Source organism: Micrococcus sp. HSID17227 (assembly GCF_003989405.1).
Taxonomy (GTDB): domain Bacteria; phylum Actinomycetota; class Actinomycetes; order Actinomycetales; family Micrococcaceae; genus Micrococcus; species Micrococcus luteus.
On sequence record NZ_RBLN01000025.1, the window covers coordinates 1 to 17,610 of the forward strand.

Consider the following 17,610-nt stretch of genomic DNA (forward strand, 5'->3'; position numbering starts at 1 on the left):
CCGTGAGCCCCTGACCACGGAGCAAGAGACCGTGATGAGCACGGAGGTGATGCCGACCCTGCAGACCTGACAGGTACAAGCCCCCTACAACCTCGAAGACGGTTACACCACTTCCAGGGACTTGACCAGCGTGGAGGAGCATGACGAGGACGAGGCGGACCAGCCCGCGTGAGGAACAGACTCAGCGGAACAGGTCCCAGACGCTGAACGTGGTGCGCTTGTAGACCGCGTTGTAGGCGGCGCGCTTCGGATCGCGCACCCACCCCATGCCCGGCCGGCCGTCCTCGCGGCCGGCACCCGTGCACCGCACCCGCCAACCCCAGGAGCTGACATGAGCACCGCACCCACCCCTTCTTCCTCCGACGACGCCCCCGCCGTCCTCGTCGAGACGCGGCCCGGCGTCGTGCGGCTGACGCTGAACCGGCCCGCGAAGGGCAACGCGCTCGGACTGACGATGGCGCGCGAGGTGCTCGCGGCGATCGCCGCGGCCGAGGCGGACGAGTCCGTGCACGTGCTCACGCTGACCGGCGCCGGGCGGATCTTCTGCGGCGGCGGGGACGTCCAGGCCATGGCTGCCGCGCCTGCCGGGCCGGAGCGGCGCGCGATGATCCAGGAACTCGGCGAGGCGGCGGGCGAGGTCGCGGTGGCGCTGACGGGCTCACGCCTGCTGGTGCTGGCCGGCGTCAACGGGACGGCCGCCGGGGCGGGGCTCGGGCTCATGCTGGGCGGCGACGTCGTGCTGGTGCGCGAGGATGCGCAGCTGGTGACGGCGTTCTCCGCGCTCGGGATGACACCGGACACAGGCGTGTCCTACTGGCTGCCGCGGGTGCTCGGGCCGGTGCGCGCGACGCAGCTGCTGCTCGGCGGTCGGCGCCTGAACGGGACCGAGGCCGTGGGGTGGGGCCTGGCGACCGAGGCGGCGGCCGGCGACGCGTTCGCGGCACGTCTGGCGGAGCTCGAGGACGAACTGGTGGCCGGTCCGGCGCACACCTATGGGCCGACCAAGGCGCTGACGCGCGGGGCCGACGTCGAGGCGCTGCGCGCGCACGTGCGGCAGGAGGCCGCGTCGATCGCGGCGGCGTCCGAGCATCCGGAGGCCGTGCGGCGGGTGGAGGCCTTCGCGGGCCGGTGAGGGGCGGTGAGCGGCGGGCCACGGACCGGGCCGTGAGCGGCCAGGCCGACGACGCGCCTCCACCGGGCCGACCCCGGTCAGGTGCGCGAGGGCGTGGAGGTCACTTGAACATCTTCAGGACGTCGCCCAGGCCGACCGTGGTGCGCCGGTAGACGGCGTTGTAGGCGGCGCGCTTCGGATCGCGCAGCCAGCCCATCCCCTTGCGGCCGTAGCCGGGGATGACCTTGCGCTTGATCGCACGCTTGGCGCGGCCCGTGGTGCGGGCCTTGATGGACTTCTTCAGGCTGGGCTTGCGGAGACCGATCTTCATGGGGCGAGCGTAACGGGGGCCCTGAGGCCAGATCGTCCCGAGGTGTCAGGGCCGCTTGCCCTGCCACTCCTGGATCACCCGCCGCATGCTGTTCCCGTGTTCCTTGATCTGAGGGACGTCCCAGTCGCCCTCGGCGTGAAGGATGCCGGCCATGAGCTGGAACTTGAGGCTCTGCTCGTCCGAAGAGTACTGCTTCACCTTCGATACGGGCATCAGGTTGTTCCGCTGGGAGTTCTCGCGTCGGCCCATGATGCACAGGTTCCCGAAACGGTTGACGTCCTCCGCGGTCAAGGCCTCCTGCTCCTCACCCGGAACCACGGGGTAGAAGTGCTCCACCGAGGTTCGGTACCGGAACCGGAAGGCGTCGGCGCGCCTGCGGAGCACCTCCTGTTCGACATCGCTGAGGGGCTCCCGCAGATGTTCCCGTTCCATGGGCGATGTCCGGCCTGCGTCCCAGAGGATGTAGTCCAGGGCGTTGAAGACGAAGTTGGGGACGTTGACGCCGGCATCCCAGGTCTTGTCCGCCTCATAGGCGCGGAGGCGCTCCCGCGCCAGATCTTCCAGCATGTGCTGGAACGCCACGCCGTCCACACCGTCCTCCGGCTGCGCATCCAGCCATCGCAGGATGCGGTACAGGAAGTACTTGGACGTGCGGCGCGTGTCGGTGACCTGGAACATGGCCTGAAGGTTCCGGACGGCGTCCTGGACCTGCGGATCCTGGAAGGTGTTCTTCACACCCAGCCGCCGGCGCGGAGAGCGCTCGCCGGACTCCGTCTCGAGCTTCTGAGCTCGGCTGAGCACCCAGTTCTCCTCGTCCGCCTGTGTTCCCGTCGTCGCCAGAGTCCTGATCACATAGGTGTCCAGCAGAAGGCGCATACGGAGCAGCGTCACGAGGAACCGCTGAGACCAGGCCGCGTCGCCTTGGCCGTGCTGGGCGAACTGCTCCAGCAGGGAGCCGTCCTCGAGCCGCACGGCCCCCGTCGAGTCCTGGCCCCACCGTGGCAGGCCTGGCTCGGCCCCCTCACCCTTCTCCTGCATCACGCGCAGCACATGCAGCAGCAAGTTCGGGAAGTCGACGATGGTCCCGTAGGCGCCAGTATCGGCGTCGTCCTGGCATTGGTCGGACGAGGGCCCGGACTCCACGGCGGTCTGCCCGGCGGCCAGCAGAACCCCAATGATGGTGCGGGCGCCCGACGCCATCGCGGTCTGGCTCGGCGCGAGAGCTGCCCGCAGCGACGCGAAATCCCGCGTGAGGAGGGCCGACCAGGACCCGCCGAAGACGGCGTCTCTTGCCGCCTCACCGCCATCCTTCGGCCGCTCCGTCGAGAACTGGAGCTGGATGTGGCGGTCCAGAACGGCGCAGGCGTCCCAGACGTGCGCGAACACCTTCCGGTCCGTGGCGTCCTGGAGAGGCCGCATCAATGTGGCCTTCAGGATCTCGTGCTTGGCGAGCTGCTCACCGCGGGTGTTCATCACCTCGAAATAGTGGTTGAGGTCCGTGCCCTTCGGAAGTTCGGTGCGCAGCAACCGGACATGCCTCCAGAGGTACGCGAGGTCGTCGCCGTCGAACATCACCTCCTGATCGTCTGCCGGGGTTTGCCGTTCCAAGGCCCGCCGGCAGGCCGCAGCGATCGTCTCGACGGCCACCCCGATGGCGTCCACCTGGAACGACGTCCCGGCGGGGGCGCCCCGACGACGGAGGGTCGCGAGGTCCTCCCCGGCCTCGGGGCGCCCTTCGTAATCCAGGACGGCCAACACCCGGGGGTCGAGGACACCAGCTCGGATGACACGCTCCGCGACGGCCGCCAGCACCGTCAGCGTGGTCAGGCGCTGCTGCCCGTCGACCACCTCGTCGATCGGCACGCCCTCGGGAGTCGTGGCTCGGTTCACCACCAGCGAGCCGAGGTAGTAGTCGGACGAGGCTCCCTGCGTATCCGGCTTTTCCGAGCGGAGGCGAGCGCGGCGCACGTCCGCGAGCAGTGTCGAGATCTCGACCTGCGTCCAGGCGTAGGCCCGCTGGTAGACCGGCACCCGGTAGTGCCGGGCGGCGGTGAAGACCTCCTCGATCGTCAGCGCTTCAGGCGAGTGCTTCTCAGTCTGCATCGTGGGCTTCCTCCGTGTCCCAGGGCGTGTCCGAGTAGAGACGCTCCACCGGGGAGGCCTCGTCCACGTACGGCCCGGGGAGGGCCGCCACGCGCCCGGTGACGGCGGCGGGGTCCAGGCTGCTCCTCATCAGGCGGAACAGGTTGACCCGGTCCTCCAGGTCCGGCGCCCCGTGCTGGCCCAGCGCGTGAAGTTCCACGGAGCGCGGGTAGACCCGCGTCAACCGCGTTCTCAATGCGAAGGCATGCCGTGCGAGCACGAGAGCGGCGCGCTCGATGTCGTGGTCGCCGAACCGGTCCGCGTAGGCCAGCAGCAGCGCTCCGTAGAGCTCCTGTGTGTAGCGGTAGCCAGCGCCGGTACCGGTGGCCCGGACGAGCCGGGTGATCGTCTGGAATCGCCTGTTCTCCCTCCCACGACGGGCGTCGTCCTCGGCGGTCTGCTCCGCGTCCGTCGCGGAGACGCCGAGGTCCCTCGCGAGCCGGGTGTAGTGGCGCACGAGGCGGAAGAACATCTCACCGTCGATGACGGGCTGGGTCAGCTGGAACGGGAATTCCAGCGGAGGAAGGGCACCGTGCGCGATCAGCGTGGCGTTTCGCCCGTTGTAGTCGTCCACGTGGGCCTTGGCCATGAGAAGCCCGTGCGCCCAGGGCAGTCGGCCGAGGCCCGTCGGCCCCGCGGAGATCCCCTTGAACGCTCCGATCCGGGACGCGGTGAAGCCGTCGCGCGGCAGGGACTCACCGGCGCTCCAGCGGAGGATCGGATAGAGCAGACGCGAGAAGAGATGGTGGATCTCGAACGGCGGGGTAGCTTCCCACTCCCGCACGGCCGCGAGGATCGCCGCCCGGTCCGATGTGGCCTCACCATAGGCGCGGAGGTGGTATGCCTTCAGTAGGTCGGTGGGCAGGAGCGCCCGGCCGCGGGTGTTCTGCGAGTCGAACATCTGGAAGGCCGCGTCGAGGTCGCTGACGATCAGGCGCACCAGCGTGCAACGGTCCAGGAAGTAGTCCGCGAAGTCCTCGACCTCGGTGCTGTCCCAGGACCGGAATGTCTGCAGGATGAGGCGGTGGTTCTCGACGATGTGGCGCTCCGACACGTCCCGGCGGCCCGGCGGCAGCTCGATGGCCGCCGCGCGGTCCAGGGCCGCACGCTGGTGCTCGGCGCGCTCGGCGGTGTCGCCCAGGACCTCCTGCAGTGCGAGCGCGATCAGGGCGAAGGTCATGTACCGCTGCTGGCCGTCGACGATGTCCAGCCAGCCGTCCTCGAGGTGCACGATCATGGTGCCGATCCGGTAGGACGCGGCCGCACGGAAGCGACGGATGTCCTCGACGAGCTGCCCCGTGTTCGTCGTGGACCACGTATAGGGCCGCTGGTACTCGGGGATACGGAGACGAGGGTCGCGCAGTGCGTCCGCGACGGTCATGACGTTCGCGGTCAACGACCCGGAGCGCCCCGTCCCCGGTCCTTGGGCGTCGCTCTGGGCACCCCGCGGATGGTCGACGGCGGCATCCAAAGCGGTCGGCCGCGTCCTCATCAGGCGTCGTCTTCCATGGGCTCCGGCGCGGCCGAGGCGGCCTCGACCTCGCCGAGGGTGCGCCCATCCGGCGCCCGCCATGAGGACGGCCCGCTCATGCTCCCGCCGGCCACGAATCCGGCCGCGGCCGAGGAGCTGGTGAAGGAGACGTCCTCGGTCAGCACCCCATCGGGACCGATGTGGTCGGCGAAGCGCTCCCGGCCCGCCCGGACACCGGGGGGTGCGCTGGGCCGCAACCCCTCCATGAGGCCGCTGCCCCGCAGGACGACGAACCCGTCCGGCGTCGGGTGTCCCTGGGCTCTGACGCCGTTGACCGTCATGGTGAACAGGGTGCGCTTCGGCGCCGCCTCGGGCGCCTGGGTGGCCCGGCCCGCCGCGGCCGCGGCATGTGAGCCGTCGGCGCTCTCGAAGACGCGGTGCCCCAGGGCGCTGATCAGGAGCTTGGCCTTGTCGGCGTACTCCTCCAGCTCGGCCCTCTTCTCCTGCGTGACGTTGCCCTGGGAGGGTGCCACCGCGTTGTCCACGGTGAAGCGCCCGGCCGTGGATGCAGCCTGGTGGAAGTAGTGCTCCAGGTAGGTCACCTCCGTGGGACCGAAGGTGTCCCCGAGGGTGGAGAGGAGAATGGCTCGGTTCCAGAAGTCGTGCGCCTCCCTCCGGACGTGCTCCCGGATCCTGCCTACCATGCCGTTGCCGTTGGCCCGCCCGACAGCCTGCCCGACGTAGACGACGTCGTCGCCGGAATCGGCGTCCTGCCCCAGCAGCAGGTACACACCGGTGCCTTCGAACGCCTCGGGGTGCCCGTCCGCGTTGAGACTGGTGCGTGGCACCACGTAGACGAGGCCCGTCCAGTTGTCGAGGGTGCACTTCAGCCGACCGGTGGGTGCACCGTCCATCAGGAAGACCTGCAGTGTCTTGGGATGTGCCATCTCAGTTCCCCTTCCGGACGCGCGACGGCGTCGCACTCGCCCTTTCATCGACGGAAGTACCCTGCGAAGGGGCCGTTTCGTCAGCGAAAACGGCGGACCGTCCATGGGCAACGTCCACCGGCCCAGTCCCCTCGCCCCGCACCTTCCAGTACAGGTACTCCCCGATCGCGGCGACGATCATCTTCGACGGGTCCCCGCCCCTGCCCACGATGTCCGTCATCTTCACGAAGGCGCCCTCGTTCGCGTACACGGCGCCCATCGCCGACCGTTCCAGGTTCGGGCTCGCCAGGAACTGCTCCAGCGAGTTCGCTCCGGCCTGCCCGAGCAGCTTCTCGTCCTCCATGAGCGGCGCCACGAGGGCACTGACCCACGCCTCCTGCTGGGACGGGGAGGCATCCACGCCTTCGCCGGCGAAGATCTCGTTGATCTTCTCGATCACTTCCTCCAACGGCCCGCGCTGCTTCTCACGCGCCTGCCCGCCTCCCACGGCGGTGGTCCCCTTCAGCGCGGCCCCACCGGTCAGCCCGATGTCCCCCGAGGACGTCTTCTTCTGCCGGATGCTCACCAGTTGCACATCGCTCAGGTCGATCAGCTCCTCACCGCCGGGCTGATCGCCCACGAGCTGCACCAGGTGCCGCAGGAACAGTGCCCGCTTGTAGTGCTCGGTGTCCCCGAACTCGTAGATCTGGGAGAGGAAGTCGTAGAGGCTGACGAAGGACCGCATGTCCTTGCGCGTCAGCACGAGCTCAGTCACGCGCGTCTCGTCCTGGTTCATCCGCGCATGCGCCAGCTCCTTGCGGAACCGGTAGGCCACGGGCTCCAGCGCAGCCTGCAGGCCCTCCTGCCCGCTCCCCGGCTTCCACGCGACCCACACCTCGACGAACGCGTCGACCTCGTCCCAGTCGTACACACCCGCGGCGTCGAGCTTCGTCCCCAGGTCGTGGATCAGGTTCGGGTCCGTCACCGTCTCCAGCTTCGCGCCGGCGTAGTACGGCTCGAAGGCAGCCTGGATGTCATCTTCGGAGTTCACGAAGTCCAGCACATAGGTGGTGTCCTTGCCGGGTGCCGCACGGTTCAGGCGCGACAGCGTCTGCACGGCCAGCACGCCGGAGAGCTTCTTGTCCACGTACAGGGCGCAGAGCTTCGGCTGGTCGAAACCGGTCTGGTACTTGTTGGCCACGATCATCACCTGGTAGCTGTCCCCGTCGAACGCCTTGGCCAGGTCGCCGGTCACGGACGGGTTCATGGACCGCTCGGTGACCTTCTCGAGCCCGAAGTCGTCGTCGGTGATCTCGCCGGAGAAGGCCACCAGGGTGCCCACGTCCGTGTACCCCATGTCCTGGATGTACTGGTCCATCTGACGCTTGTACCGGACGGCGGCGGCGCGGGAGTCGGTGACCACCATGGCCTTGGCCTGCCCATCGAGCAGTCCGGCCACGTTGGCGCGGAAGTGCTCCACGATGATCTTGACCTTCTGCGCGATGTTCGTCGGGTGCAGCTTGACCCACCGCATGAGCTTCTTGCTCGCCTCGGTCTGGTCCACTTCGGTGGTCTGCTTCCCGACGGCGGCCCGGTCGCCTTCGGGACGGAACTCGCCCTTCTGTCCGGCCAGGGCCAGCTTGAAGGCGGTGTCGTAGTTGGTGAAGTTCTTCAGCACGTCGAGGATGAACTCCTCCTCGATGGCCTGCTGCATGGTGTACCGGTGGAAGGATGCCGGGATCTCCTGACCCTTCTCGTCGTACTCGCCGGAGGGGCGGCCGAACATCTGCAGGGTCTTGTCCTTCGGCGTGGCGGTGAAGGCGAAGAAGCTGATGTTCTCCGGGCGTCCGGTGGCGGCGACCTCGGCGGCGAGGATGGACTCGGTGTCCGCCTCTCCGCCGTCGTCGAGGTCGGCCTGCTCGTCCGGGGTGAGCACGCGCTTGAGCTTGGCTGCGGCGGAGCCGGTCTGGGAGGAGTGCGCCTCGTCCGCGATCACTGCGTAGGTGCGACCGGCGAGCGTCGAGTCACCTTTGAGGAGTTCGAGCACGGCGGGGAAGGTCTGCAGTGTCACCACGATGATCCGGTTGCCCTGCAGCAGGGTCTGCTTCACCAGGGCGGACTTGCTGGTGGCCTCTCCCCCGAGGTTCTTGCGGTCCACGGCCACCACGGTGCCGGAGGTCCGCTCGATCTGCCGGACGGCCTCCTGAAGCTGGTCGTCCAGCACGGTGCGGTCGGTGACCACGATGACCGAGTCGAACACCCGCTGCTCGTCCACCCCGTAGGTGGAGAGCAGGCGGTGGGCGGTCCAGGCGATGGTGTTGGTCTTGCCGGAGCCCGCGGAGTGCTCGATCAGGTAGGACGCCCCGGCGCCCTCCTCACGGACGGCGGCGAGCATCGTGGTGACGGCCTCCCACTGGTGGAAGCGCGGGAAGATCAGCGTGGACTTCCGGCGCGAGCGGCCGTGCTCGTCCTCCACGGTCTCCTTCTTGAGGAAGACGAACTTCTGGAGGATCTCGAGCCAGGTGTCCCGCTGGAGAATCCGCTCCCACAGGTAGGCCGTCGATGAGCCGTTGGGGTTGAGCGGGTTGCCGGCGTGGCCGTCGTCGCCTTGGTTGAACGGCAGGAAGAAGGTGTCCTTCCCGGCCAGCTTGGTGGTCATCCAAACCTCGCGGTTGGAGACGGCGAAGTGGACCACGGCGCGGGTGCCGAACCCGAACAGCGGCGTGGCCTTCGGGTTGCGGTCCCGGTACTGCTTCTTCGCGTGGCCGATGGACTGGGTGGAGTCGGTCTTCAGCTCGATCGTGGCCACGGGCAGGCCGTTGACGAACAGCACGAGGTCCACGGACTGGTTGGTGGCCGGGTTGAAGTGCACCTGACGCATCACGCGCAGCCGCATGCGCTCGTAGGCGGCGACGGCGGCCGGGTTGAGGTTTGTGGCCGGCCGCGGCTCGGCCATGCGCAGGGTGGCGGAGGTGCCGACCTTGAAGCCCTTGCGGAGCACGTTGAGGGTGCCGCCGACGCCGGTGTCCTGCGGCTTGTTCAGCACGTCGATCAGGCGGGTGGTGATCTGGTCCCGCTGTGCTTGCTGGGCAGAGGCCGGGGCGTCGGCCTTCACAAGGCGCCCGTAGTCCTCCGGCTGGTTCTCGGCCAGCCAGGCGTGGACGTCCTCGGGGAAGATTGCGTTCTTGCGGTCGTAGCCGGCATCGTTGGCCGAGTAGAGCCAGCCGTGCTGCTCCAGGTACTCGCAGATGTAGGTCTCGAGCTCGCTCTCGTTGTGGATGGCCATGTGCGGTCAGTCCTCCGTGGGGATCTCGATCTGGCCGGTGACGGCAGCAGTGATCAGCGCGGCCCGCCGCTCCTGCGCGAGCTCGATGAACCGCTCCGCCTTGGCGATGAGCGCGTCGATCTGTGCGTTTTCGTACTCGAAGCGCGCCACGTCGGCGCGCTGGACTTCGAGTGGTGGGACAAAAACTCGAATCTCACAGATGTCGGATAGCGAAACTCTCGGCGTTCTGACGCTGGAGCCATTGACCGTGCCGATGCCGCGAAGCCTGCTGACCATCTCGCCGACGAAAATCTCAGTTTTCATCACAGCCGCAACCCAACGTGAATCAACGTTCAGGTTGCGCACTCGCAATACGCCGTAGTCCGGGCTCGTAAGACCCTCAAAGTCAGAACACCCGAGTCCCCCTTGGAACGCGCGCATACGGTTGATGACGACGTCTCCAGGACGCACGACCTTGTAGTGACTGGTGTCCTCCGAAGACGCCTGATGAATCCCTCGGTCCGACTTGCGGCTGACTCCCCATGCGATCGACACCGAAAGCACGTCCCAAGTACGACGCACCTCTCCTGCACGTTCGTCGATTTCCTGAATAGCCCACTTCAGTCGCTCCCCATGACCGACTCGAGGACCAAACACCGCATCACGCACGGCCAACGAACGATCACGTAGGGCCGAGACGAGATCGTGCTGCTTCTCGATCAGGGCGTCGATCGTGGCGGTCTCGCGGTCGAGGTAATCCGCGATCCGTGCCTGGTCTGACTCGTTGTCCACGGGGATCGACAGAGTAGACACCCACTCAGCAGTTACTCGGCGCAGATTCCCCACTCCCTGCAGGACGGTCTCTCCCTCACTGAGGACCGGCTGCGTTCGAAGGAAGTAGGCAAGATACCTGGGTTCGATTCCACGAGGCCGGAGCACATGCACCTCAGTCGTGGCGAGTCCTGCCGCTGTCGGCAGGTCATCAGCCACGAACACGCGGCCAGCCTCGAACGTCGGAGTGATCTTGGGCATCACCACGTCGCCACGACGCAAGACGGTGTATCCCGCCGTGTTGGCCGGTTTGGTGAACTCGTACCGGCGCCGACCGTCCGGCCAGACCGCTTCGAGGGGAAGGAAGGTGACCTCGTCGTCCCCCAAGCCACGCAACTCGGGAACAGGTGGATTGACTTGAGCGACGCGGCGCAGCTGCTTGCTCACCGCTCCACCTCACTCAACAGCTCGATGATCTCGGCGGTGAGCTGCTTGAGCTCGGCGTCAATCTCCTCGAGCGGGCGGGGCGGCGTGTACGTGTAGAAGAGCCGGGTGAAGGGGATCTCGTAGCCGATCTTCGTCTTGGACTCGTCGATCCAGGCGCCGGGCACGTGCGGGGCCACCTCGGCTTCGAAGTACTCGTGAATGTCCCGACCGAAGGGCACCAGTTCGGTGTCACGCAGCGAGGTGTCCGGATCCGGCTCACCCGTCTTGTTCGTCACCACCTCTGCCTCGGGGTTGTGCACGCCGATGGCCCCGGTCAGGGCCTTCACCAGTGGAGCGCCGGCGGTCACGCCGTGCTCCTTCAGCGCCTTCTTCAGGTCCAGCACGAAGGTGGGTTGGTGGTCCCAGACCCGGCCACGCAGGGAGGCGAGGGCGGCCTCGAGAGCCGAGCGGCCGTCGTCGGGAAGCTTGTCCACCGGCTTGGTGGCCAGCGCCGCCGCTATGGTGGCGTCCTCCACATCGAAACGCAGCTGCAGCGGGCGCTCCACGGTGATCTCCCGGTAGCCGAAGTCCTGCGGGGTGAGGACCTTGGAGAACTCGGCGTTGGCCTCGGACTGGGCGTCGAAGTCTCGGTAGATGTCCAGCACGCGCTGGCGGTCCGCCTTGGACAGCTCCTTGTTCTTCGAGCCCACGTTGCGGCGCAGCTTGGTGAAGAACGTGCGGGCGTCGATCAGCTGCACCCTGCCGCGGCGCTCTGCCGACTTGTTGTTGTCCAGCACCCACACGTAGGTGGCGATGCCGGTGTTGTAGAACATGTCCGTGGGCAGCGCGACGATCGCATCCACCAGGTCTGATTCCAGCAGCCAGCGGCGGATCTCGGACGGGCCCGAGCCGGCCCCGCCCGTGAACAGCGGGGAGCCGTTGAGGACGATGCCGGCCCGTCCCCCGCCCTCCGAGACCGGGCGGAGCTTCGAGGCGACGAGCTGCAGGAACAGCATCTGGCCGTCGCTGATGGCGGGGGTGCCACCCGGGAAGCGGTTCGTGGCGCCGCCGGCGGCGATCTCCTTCTCCACCGCGGTGCGGGAGGCCTTCCAGTCGCCGCCGTAGGGCGGGTTGGAGAGGACGTAGTCGAAGCGCTCGGTCAGGTGGGCGTCGTTCTTGAGGGTGTCCCCGCGGGCGATGCCGTCCGCGGCCTGGCCCTTGCCGAGCAGCTCGGACTTGCAGATCGCATAGGACTGGTCATTGAGCTCCTGCCCGAACAGGCGGACCTCCGCGTTCGGGTTCATGCGGCGCAGGCGCTCGTCCAACAGGGACAGCATGCCGCCGGTGCCGGCCGTGGGGTCATAGACGGTGCGGACCGGGTAGCCGGTGAGGACGTCGTCGTCGTTGGCGGTGAGCAGGTCCACCAGGAGCTTCACCGCATCGCGCGGGGTGAAGTGCTCACCGGCGGTCTCGTTGGAGGCGGCGGCGAAGCGGCGGATCAGGTCCTCGAAGAGGGTCCCCATCTCCGCGTTGGAGACGGTGTCCGGGGAGAGGTCGATGGAGGCGAACTGCTGCAGGACCAGGAAGAGGCGGTCGTGCTCGTCCAGCTTGGCGACCGTCTTGTCGAACTCGTAGTAGGTGAACAGGTCCGCCACGTTCTGGGAGAACCCGTCCACGTAGGCCAGCAGGTTCGTGCGGAGCAGGTCCGGCTCCTGCAGGATGCGGTCCAGGGTGAAGGGGCTGAGGTTGTAGAACGTCAGGCCCGTGCGGGACTCCACCAGGTTGTCCAGGACGAAGTCCGGATGACCCTTGGCCGCCAGGTCCGCGAAGAACTCCCGGTGCGGGGCCATGACCGCCTCCATGCGGCGCAGGATGGTGAGCGGAAGAACGAGCGTGCCGTACTGGTTCGGCTTGAACACGCCCCGGAGCTGATCCGCGATCCCCCACACGAAGTTCGAGAGGTTCTGGGGAGAGCGGTGGGGCGCCGAGGCAGCGCCGCGCGTGGCGGGGGTGGTCATGGGGTCCTTCGAATGGTGGGGGCGGGCCGCTGGACGGGACCCATTCCGACCCCGCAGCGACCCGACAGGGCGACGGATCATACACAACCACACTTGCCTATGCTCTGCGCGCGCGAGTACGCTCGCGTGTGGTAGCTAGGGCTGAGACAGTGCCCCGAGCACCAATTCGAGAGGCCCACGCTTGCGTGGGCCTCTGCGCTTGTCTGCAGTGTCCGCTGTGCCCTGCACAATGGTCAGATGCTGCTGGCGTACATCGACGAGATCGGCGAGCCGGGCGCCTACGTCGGCCCGGACCATCCTCGCTTCCGGACAAGCCCAGCCTTCGGTTATGCCGGATTCGTCATGCCGGAGTCTGCCGCACGAGGCTTTGGAGCGAAGTTCACCGCACTGAAGCGTCAGCTGTTCGCCTCGGAGATCGACCGAGCGAAACACCCCGGACGGTGGGAGTTCAAGGGGGCCAATCTGTTCCGGCCGGATACCCCCGCGCGCTTTCCGCAGCAGCTCCGCGTGTTCGATGCGCTCGTGCGGTCCGTCGTCGCCGACCACGCCGGCAAGCTGTTCTACTACGCCGACGAGAAGCAGCGTGGGACGCCCAAGCAGATCGGCCTCGACGTCGAGAAACGCGAAGCCGACGCCATGCGAGAGACTCTGAACCGTCTGGCCCGCCATGCCCACCATCACGGACATAACCTCATGGTGATCATCGATCAAATCAATGAGAAGACGCGAGTCGAACGCGTTGCATCGATGTATGCCCACATCTTCAGCCGAGCCGGCGACTTTCCGGAGATGCGGTGCATCGTGGAACCGCCCATGCACGTGGACAGTTCGCTGAGCTCCAACGTGCAGTTCGCCGACTGGGTCGCCGCCGCCGTCACACGCGCTGTCGATCACCAGCTCAACGACTCGTCCAAGTACGCCTGGGTCACCGACCCCCAGCGGCTGGCATCCATGAGGGGCAGCTTCACCTACGAGTCCAAACTGCACCTGTGGAACCGCGGCGTGCAGGACATCAACCACTCTGAGCTGTTCCACCGCGAACGGCGACTTGCCCCGACCCCGCATGGACAGCTTCTGGGGGCCTCGGTGGACCCCGCGGCGGCGGAGAAGATGGCGAAGATCTGGCGCTCGGGACGCTAAGACCCGGGGTCACTGATGGAGAGAACCCCCCGCCCTGCAGCTGCGCGGGTTCCCCTACTGATACCGGTTTCACAGCCCAGCCAGCGGCTATGCTGAGCCGAGAATCCATCGCCTGAGATCCGAGGAGTGCCGGTGTCCATTCTGCGCGTCCATGACGGACTCTTCGGTCTCACCTTCCAGCAGGCGCTGGACAAGGCCTCCCCCGGAGCGACGATCGCGCTCACCCCCGGAACCTACGCGGAGTTCGAGAGCATTCCGGTCGGAAACCTACGGATCATCGGGGCCGGATCTCGCCCCGAGGACGTCATCCTCGTGACCCAGCTGGATGTGCACGGCCAAATCTCCGTAGAGAATCTGACGCTGCAGGCGCCGCACTTCCACAACGCCGTACGTCTGCACGGCCCCACAGCCTCCGCCGTCTTCCTCTACACCGCCATCCAGCCTGAGCCCACCGGCCAGTTTCCCGCCGTGTACTCGGAGGGTGGCGCGGTGACGGTGCGTCGTTCGACCCTCGACCAGGGTCCCGGGGGCTGTGCCCTCTACGTGGAGGGACAGGGCACCGCGACCTTCGAAGACTCCACCACCGGCACCGTCAACGCCGTGGCTTCAACAGTGACCACCGTTGATTCCACCCACGGGGCCTTCCATCTCTCCGCTGCCAGCAAGGTCCACGCCCGCGGCACCCTGTGCCTGGCCCCGGCAGAAGGCATGCGCGGGCTCGTCTTGACCGCCTTCAGTGTGCTGAAGGCCGAGCGGCTCACCACCGATATCACGTACCTCGAGCTGTCCCTCGAGGACAGCGCTCTAGATGTCGCCGAGGTCTCCACGTCAAGCGATGTCGACGTGCACGTGATGACCTCAGGCGGGTCGCACGTCCAGATACCGCCGGACACTGTGCGCGTGACCGACATCGATCGGCAGAAGGCGGAACAGGAGGTCGCGGAACGTCGACAGCGCGAGGAGGCGGCAGCCCGCCGTCGTGCCGAGGAAGCGGCTGCTGAGGCTGCTGCCACAGGCGAAGCCGCACGCCAGGCGGCCGCTGAAGCTCAGGCGGAGGCCCGCCGCCAGGAGGAAGCCAAGCCCCGGGCGGTGATGTGGACGGCCGCCCAGGGCGCAGACTTTACAACCGTCCAGGACCAGCTCCGCCCCGGTGACACGCTGGTGCTCGAGGAGGGGGACTTCCACCTCCCTGATCCTGCGATCATGCTGAACTGCCACATCCGCGGCACGGGGCGCGCTGACCGCATCCGCCTCCACGGCGCTGTCGGCATCCCGAACGGTGCCACCGTCCGCCTCGAGAACATGCTACTTGTGACACCGTCTACCGGGAACGCCGTGAATGTGCACGCCGGCGGCAACGCCACGCTCACTGGTGTCCTGGTGGACCCCACCAAAGCGGAAGTATTCTCTCCACTGTGCTCCTCCGGTGGGCGGCTCACACTCAACGAGGTGCGGGTCGTCTCCGAACCCACGTCCTACCTTGCCGACGTGCTGGGCACGCAGGGCGGCGTGATCGTGGCCGAGGACTCCACCTTCGGCATCGTTCGTCTTGAGTCCTCCGCACGCGCCACCCTGACCGATTGCACGGCGAACCAGCTCTATGTCTTGGGATCCGGTGAAGCCCTGAGCCTCGGCACCCTCCGTATCCCCCCGACCACCCCGCACCTGCGCGCCCTCGCCGTCGAGGAAGGCGGCCGCGGCACCATCGCGGATCTGTGCGTCGAGGAACCGTGCGAGGTGTTCGTCGCCGGCTCCCTTCAGATCGCCCACGTGAGCTCAGCACCCCACGCGCTTCACCTCATCACCACCGACACGGCGTTGCACAGCATTCCCGAAGATGCCATCGCCACGGCGGAGGAGCCCTCACAGACAGCCACAGCGGATGCCACCCTGGTCGAGCACCCAGGCGAGAACAGCACAGGTGACAGGGAACCCTCCGCCGGGCGTGGCCACGACGGGGCAGATCTGGCGGACACTAACTGCGACCCCATGGCTCAGCTGAGCGCCCTCACCGGGCTGGCCGACGTCAAGAACCAGGTGCAGACGTTCATCGCGGAGGTCCGCTTCGCCGAGGCACGCCGACAGCGCGGCTTCGCCGTCCGGCGGCAGACCCTGCACAGCCAGTTCCTCGGCAACCCCGGCACCGGCAAGACCACGGTGGCCCGGCTGCTGGGCCGCGCACTACATCAGGCAGGTGTGCTGTCCTCGGACGTCTTCGTCGAGGTCACCCGTGAGGACCTGGTCTCTGAGCACATCGGCGGCACTGGACCGAAGACCCGGAGGATCCTGGAGTCCGCTTTGGGCGGCATCCTCTTCATCGACGAGGCCTACACACTCGCGGAAGGAGGGCCCCAGGACTTTGGCCGTGAGGCGATCGCAACCCTGCTGGCCTTCATGGAGAACCACCGAGACGAGTTCATGGTGATCCTCGCGGGCTATCCGGAGCAGATGCACGCATTCTTCAAAGCCAACCCGGGGCTGCGCTCGCGTGTGCCCTTGCGCTTCGACTTCGAGGACTACAGCACAGCCGAGCTCGTCCAGATGGGCCTCGCCGCCCTGGCGGACGACGGCTTCACCGTGGATCCCGACGCCTACCGGCGCACCGTGGCGGAGGCGCACCGGTCCTCGGGGGATCGCAGCAACGGCCGCTGGGTCCGTAATCTCAACGACAGACTCGCCCGGCACATGGCCCATCGCGTCATGGCCGAGTCGGGAGCGGCCGAGGACATGGTGGGGGTCGAAGACGAACGGCTCACCCAAGTCGACCCAGCGGACCTGCATGCTCTGCTGGGCCGATCTACGGAAGACGACACCGGCGTCGACCACCTACTGGTGGAGCTGGACGAGATGGTTGGGCTCGAGACCGTCAAGGCCTGGGTGCGCGGGCTGGTGGCCCAAGCAGAGGCGGACGAGCGCTTGCGGGACGCCGGCGTCGACCTGCCGCGCCCCACGTATCACATGGTGTTCGCCGGCAGCCCGGGAACCGGCAAGACGACCGTCGCCCGCCTGGTCGGGAAGCTCTTCCATCGCCTCGGCATCCTGTCTACTCCCCAGGTGGTCGAAGCCAGTCGGGAGCGAATGGTCGGCCGCTACATCGGTCACACCGAAGAACGCACCGGTCTCCTTCTGGACGAGGCACGCGGTGGTGTGCTGTTCGTGGATGAGGCCTATCAGCTGGACATGCCGGACAGCTCGAACGACTTCGGCAAAGTCGCCGTGGAGACCCTCATAACACGCCTGGAGGACGATCGTCATTCCTTCATCGCGATCTTCGCGGGGTACACCGACCGCATGGCGCAGTTCCTCTCCCTCAACCCGGGGTTGGCATCCCGAGTACCGCACAATATCGAGTTCCCGGACTACAGCCCCGACGATATCGCGGAGATCGTGGTGCGCACCCTGCGTCGGACCTGGTCGTTTGACGAGACCGTGCTCCGGTCCGCCGTCGCGCAGGGATACGCCGGACTGCCGCCGGAGTCCCGCGCCAACGCTCGCCAGGCCCGCAACTACGCCGACGCCATCTCCCAAGCGCACAAGACCTGGATCACCGAGTCATCGACGGACGGGGACGACATCCGGCACATCAGAGACGCGACCATCATCGGTGTCCTTGCAGCGGAACCTACGGGCCAGGATCAGTGACCGCGCTGCCCTGCGACGGGTTCAACCTGGGCATCGTCGAGCGAGAGCCCCGGCAGCTGGAGTACATGCTGGGGGCCTGGGGCTCGCGACCGCGTCCACGCGACCCGGTCCTCAGCGCCGTTCTCTGAACAACAGTGCGCTGGGGAGCGCCGTTTCCCGAACGAAAGCATCAGGAGTTCGCGCGTCCGGCGCACCCACTGAGCCGCCCCCTTCATTCGGTCCGGACGTTCTGTGAGTCGTCGGTTTCCATTTGATGGGTGCACTGCCGAGCGTACTCGGCTGGGGTTAGGTAGCCGAGCGAGGAGTGCCGGCGGTGGTGGTTGTACTCGTCCTTCCAGTCGCCGATGATGACCTGTGCGTGCAGCAG

At 67.4% G+C, this 17,610-nt stretch carries 12 protein-coding genes; 3 read left to right on the top strand and 9 right to left on the bottom strand.

Annotated elements, in window-relative coordinates; genetic code table 11:
* Positions 1-181: 181 nt before the first annotated feature.
* Positions 182-310, bottom strand: a complete 129-nt coding sequence (locus D8M29_RS14355) for a hypothetical protein (RefSeq protein WP_255351296.1) — start codon at positions 308-310, stop codon at positions 182-184.
* Between the two features lie 21 nt (positions 311-331).
* Between D8M29_RS14355 and D8M29_RS02905 the strand changes: the two genes are divergently transcribed.
* Positions 332-1,132 (top strand): enoyl-CoA hydratase/isomerase family protein, encoded by an 801-nt coding sequence (locus tag D8M29_RS02905; protein WP_078025493.1) that lies wholly within the window; start codon positions 332-334, stop codon positions 1,130-1,132.
* Between the two features lie 100 nt (positions 1,133-1,232).
* Here D8M29_RS02905 and D8M29_RS02910 read toward each other — a convergent pair whose 3' ends face one another.
* The 7 genes from D8M29_RS02910 to D8M29_RS02940 all read right to left on the bottom strand — a co-directional run bounded on the left by D8M29_RS02910 (position 1,233) and on the right by D8M29_RS02940 (position 12,461).
* Positions 1,233-1,442, bottom strand: coding sequence for a hypothetical protein (locus tag D8M29_RS02910; RefSeq protein WP_002857973.1), 210 nt, complete (start codon positions 1,440-1,442; stop codon positions 1,233-1,235).
* Positions 1,443-1,487: 45 nt separating this feature from the next.
* Complete coding sequence (locus D8M29_RS02915; RefSeq protein ID WP_127435064.1) at positions 1,488-3,545, bottom strand: DUF262 domain-containing protein; 2,058 nt, start codon at positions 3,543-3,545, stop codon at positions 1,488-1,490.
* On the bottom strand, positions 3,535-4,965 hold the full coding sequence (locus tag D8M29_RS02920) for a DUF262 domain-containing protein (RefSeq protein ID WP_161972200.1): 1,431 nt from the start codon (positions 4,963-4,965) through the stop codon (positions 3,535-3,537). The genes D8M29_RS02915 and D8M29_RS02920 overlap by 11 nt, the downstream gene beginning before the upstream one ends.
* A gap of 110 nt (positions 4,966-5,075) precedes the next feature.
* Positions 5,076-6,002 (bottom strand): GIY-YIG nuclease family protein, encoded by a 927-nt coding sequence (locus tag D8M29_RS02925; protein ID WP_161972201.1) that lies wholly within the window; start codon positions 6,000-6,002, stop codon positions 5,076-5,078.
* 1 nt (position 6,003) lies between these two features.
* Positions 6,004-9,267, bottom strand: coding sequence for a type I restriction endonuclease subunit R (locus D8M29_RS02930; protein WP_127435067.1), 3,264 nt, complete (start codon positions 9,265-9,267; stop codon positions 6,004-6,006).
* 6 nt (positions 9,268-9,273) lie between these two features.
* Positions 9,274-10,464 (bottom strand): restriction endonuclease subunit S, encoded by a 1,191-nt coding sequence (locus D8M29_RS02935; RefSeq protein ID WP_127435068.1) that lies wholly within the window; start codon positions 10,462-10,464, stop codon positions 9,274-9,276.
* Positions 10,461-12,461 carry a class I SAM-dependent DNA methyltransferase gene (locus D8M29_RS02940; RefSeq protein WP_127435069.1) on the bottom strand — a complete coding sequence of 667 codons (2,001 nt, stop codon included), beginning with the start codon at positions 12,459-12,461 and terminating at the stop codon, positions 10,461-10,463. Before D8M29_RS02940 ends, D8M29_RS02935 begins: the two co-directional genes overlap by 4 nt.
* 237 nt (positions 12,462-12,698) lie before the next feature.
* Between D8M29_RS02940 and D8M29_RS02945 the strand changes: the two genes are divergently transcribed.
* Both D8M29_RS02945 and D8M29_RS02950 read left to right on the top strand, forming a co-directional pair.
* On the top strand, positions 12,699-13,601 hold the full coding sequence (locus tag D8M29_RS02945) for a DUF3800 domain-containing protein (protein WP_127435070.1): 903 nt from the start codon (positions 12,699-12,701) through the stop codon (positions 13,599-13,601).
* Positions 13,602-13,733: 132 nt separating this feature from the next.
* Positions 13,734-17,243 (top strand): AAA family ATPase, encoded by a 3,510-nt coding sequence (locus D8M29_RS02950; protein ID WP_127435071.1) that lies wholly within the window; start codon positions 13,734-13,736, stop codon positions 17,241-17,243.
* A 211-nt stretch (positions 17,244-17,454) separates the two neighbouring features.
* On the opposite strand, the gene D8M29_RS02955 is transcribed toward D8M29_RS02950, so the two are convergent.
* Positions 17,455-17,610, bottom strand: a 156-nt coding sequence (locus tag D8M29_RS02955; protein ID WP_148110711.1) for an integrase core domain-containing protein, incomplete at its 5' end; no start/stop codon positions are given.

Excerpts from the sequence above, each read along its gene's own strand:
- D8M29_RS02905 (WP_078025493.1), top strand. The coding sequence starts at position 332 with ATGAGCACCGCACCCACCCCTTCTTCCTCCGACGACGCCCCCGCCGTC.
- D8M29_RS02910 (WP_002857973.1), bottom strand. The coding sequence starts at position 1,442 with ATGAAGATCGGTCTCCGCAAGCCCAGCCTGAAGAAGTCCATCAAGGCC.
- D8M29_RS02915 (WP_127435064.1), bottom strand. The coding sequence starts at position 3,545 with ATGCAGACTGAGAAGCACTCGCCTGAAGCGCTGACGATCGAGGAGGTC.
- D8M29_RS02920 (WP_161972200.1), bottom strand. The coding sequence starts at position 4,965 with ATGACCGTCGCGGACGCACTGCGCGACCCTCGTCTCCGTATCCCCGAG.
- D8M29_RS02925 (WP_161972201.1), bottom strand. The coding sequence starts at position 6,002 with ATGGCACATCCCAAGACACTGCAGGTCTTCCTGATGGACGGTGCACCC.
- D8M29_RS02930 (WP_127435067.1), bottom strand. The coding sequence starts at position 9,267 with ATGGCCATCCACAACGAGAGCGAGCTCGAGACCTACATCTGCGAGTAC.
- D8M29_RS02940 (WP_127435069.1), bottom strand. The coding sequence starts at position 12,461 with ATGACCACCCCCGCCACGCGCGGCGCTGCCTCGGCGCCCCACCGCTCT.
- D8M29_RS02945 (WP_127435070.1), top strand. The coding sequence starts at position 12,699 with ATGCTGCTGGCGTACATCGACGAGATCGGCGAGCCGGGCGCCTACGTC.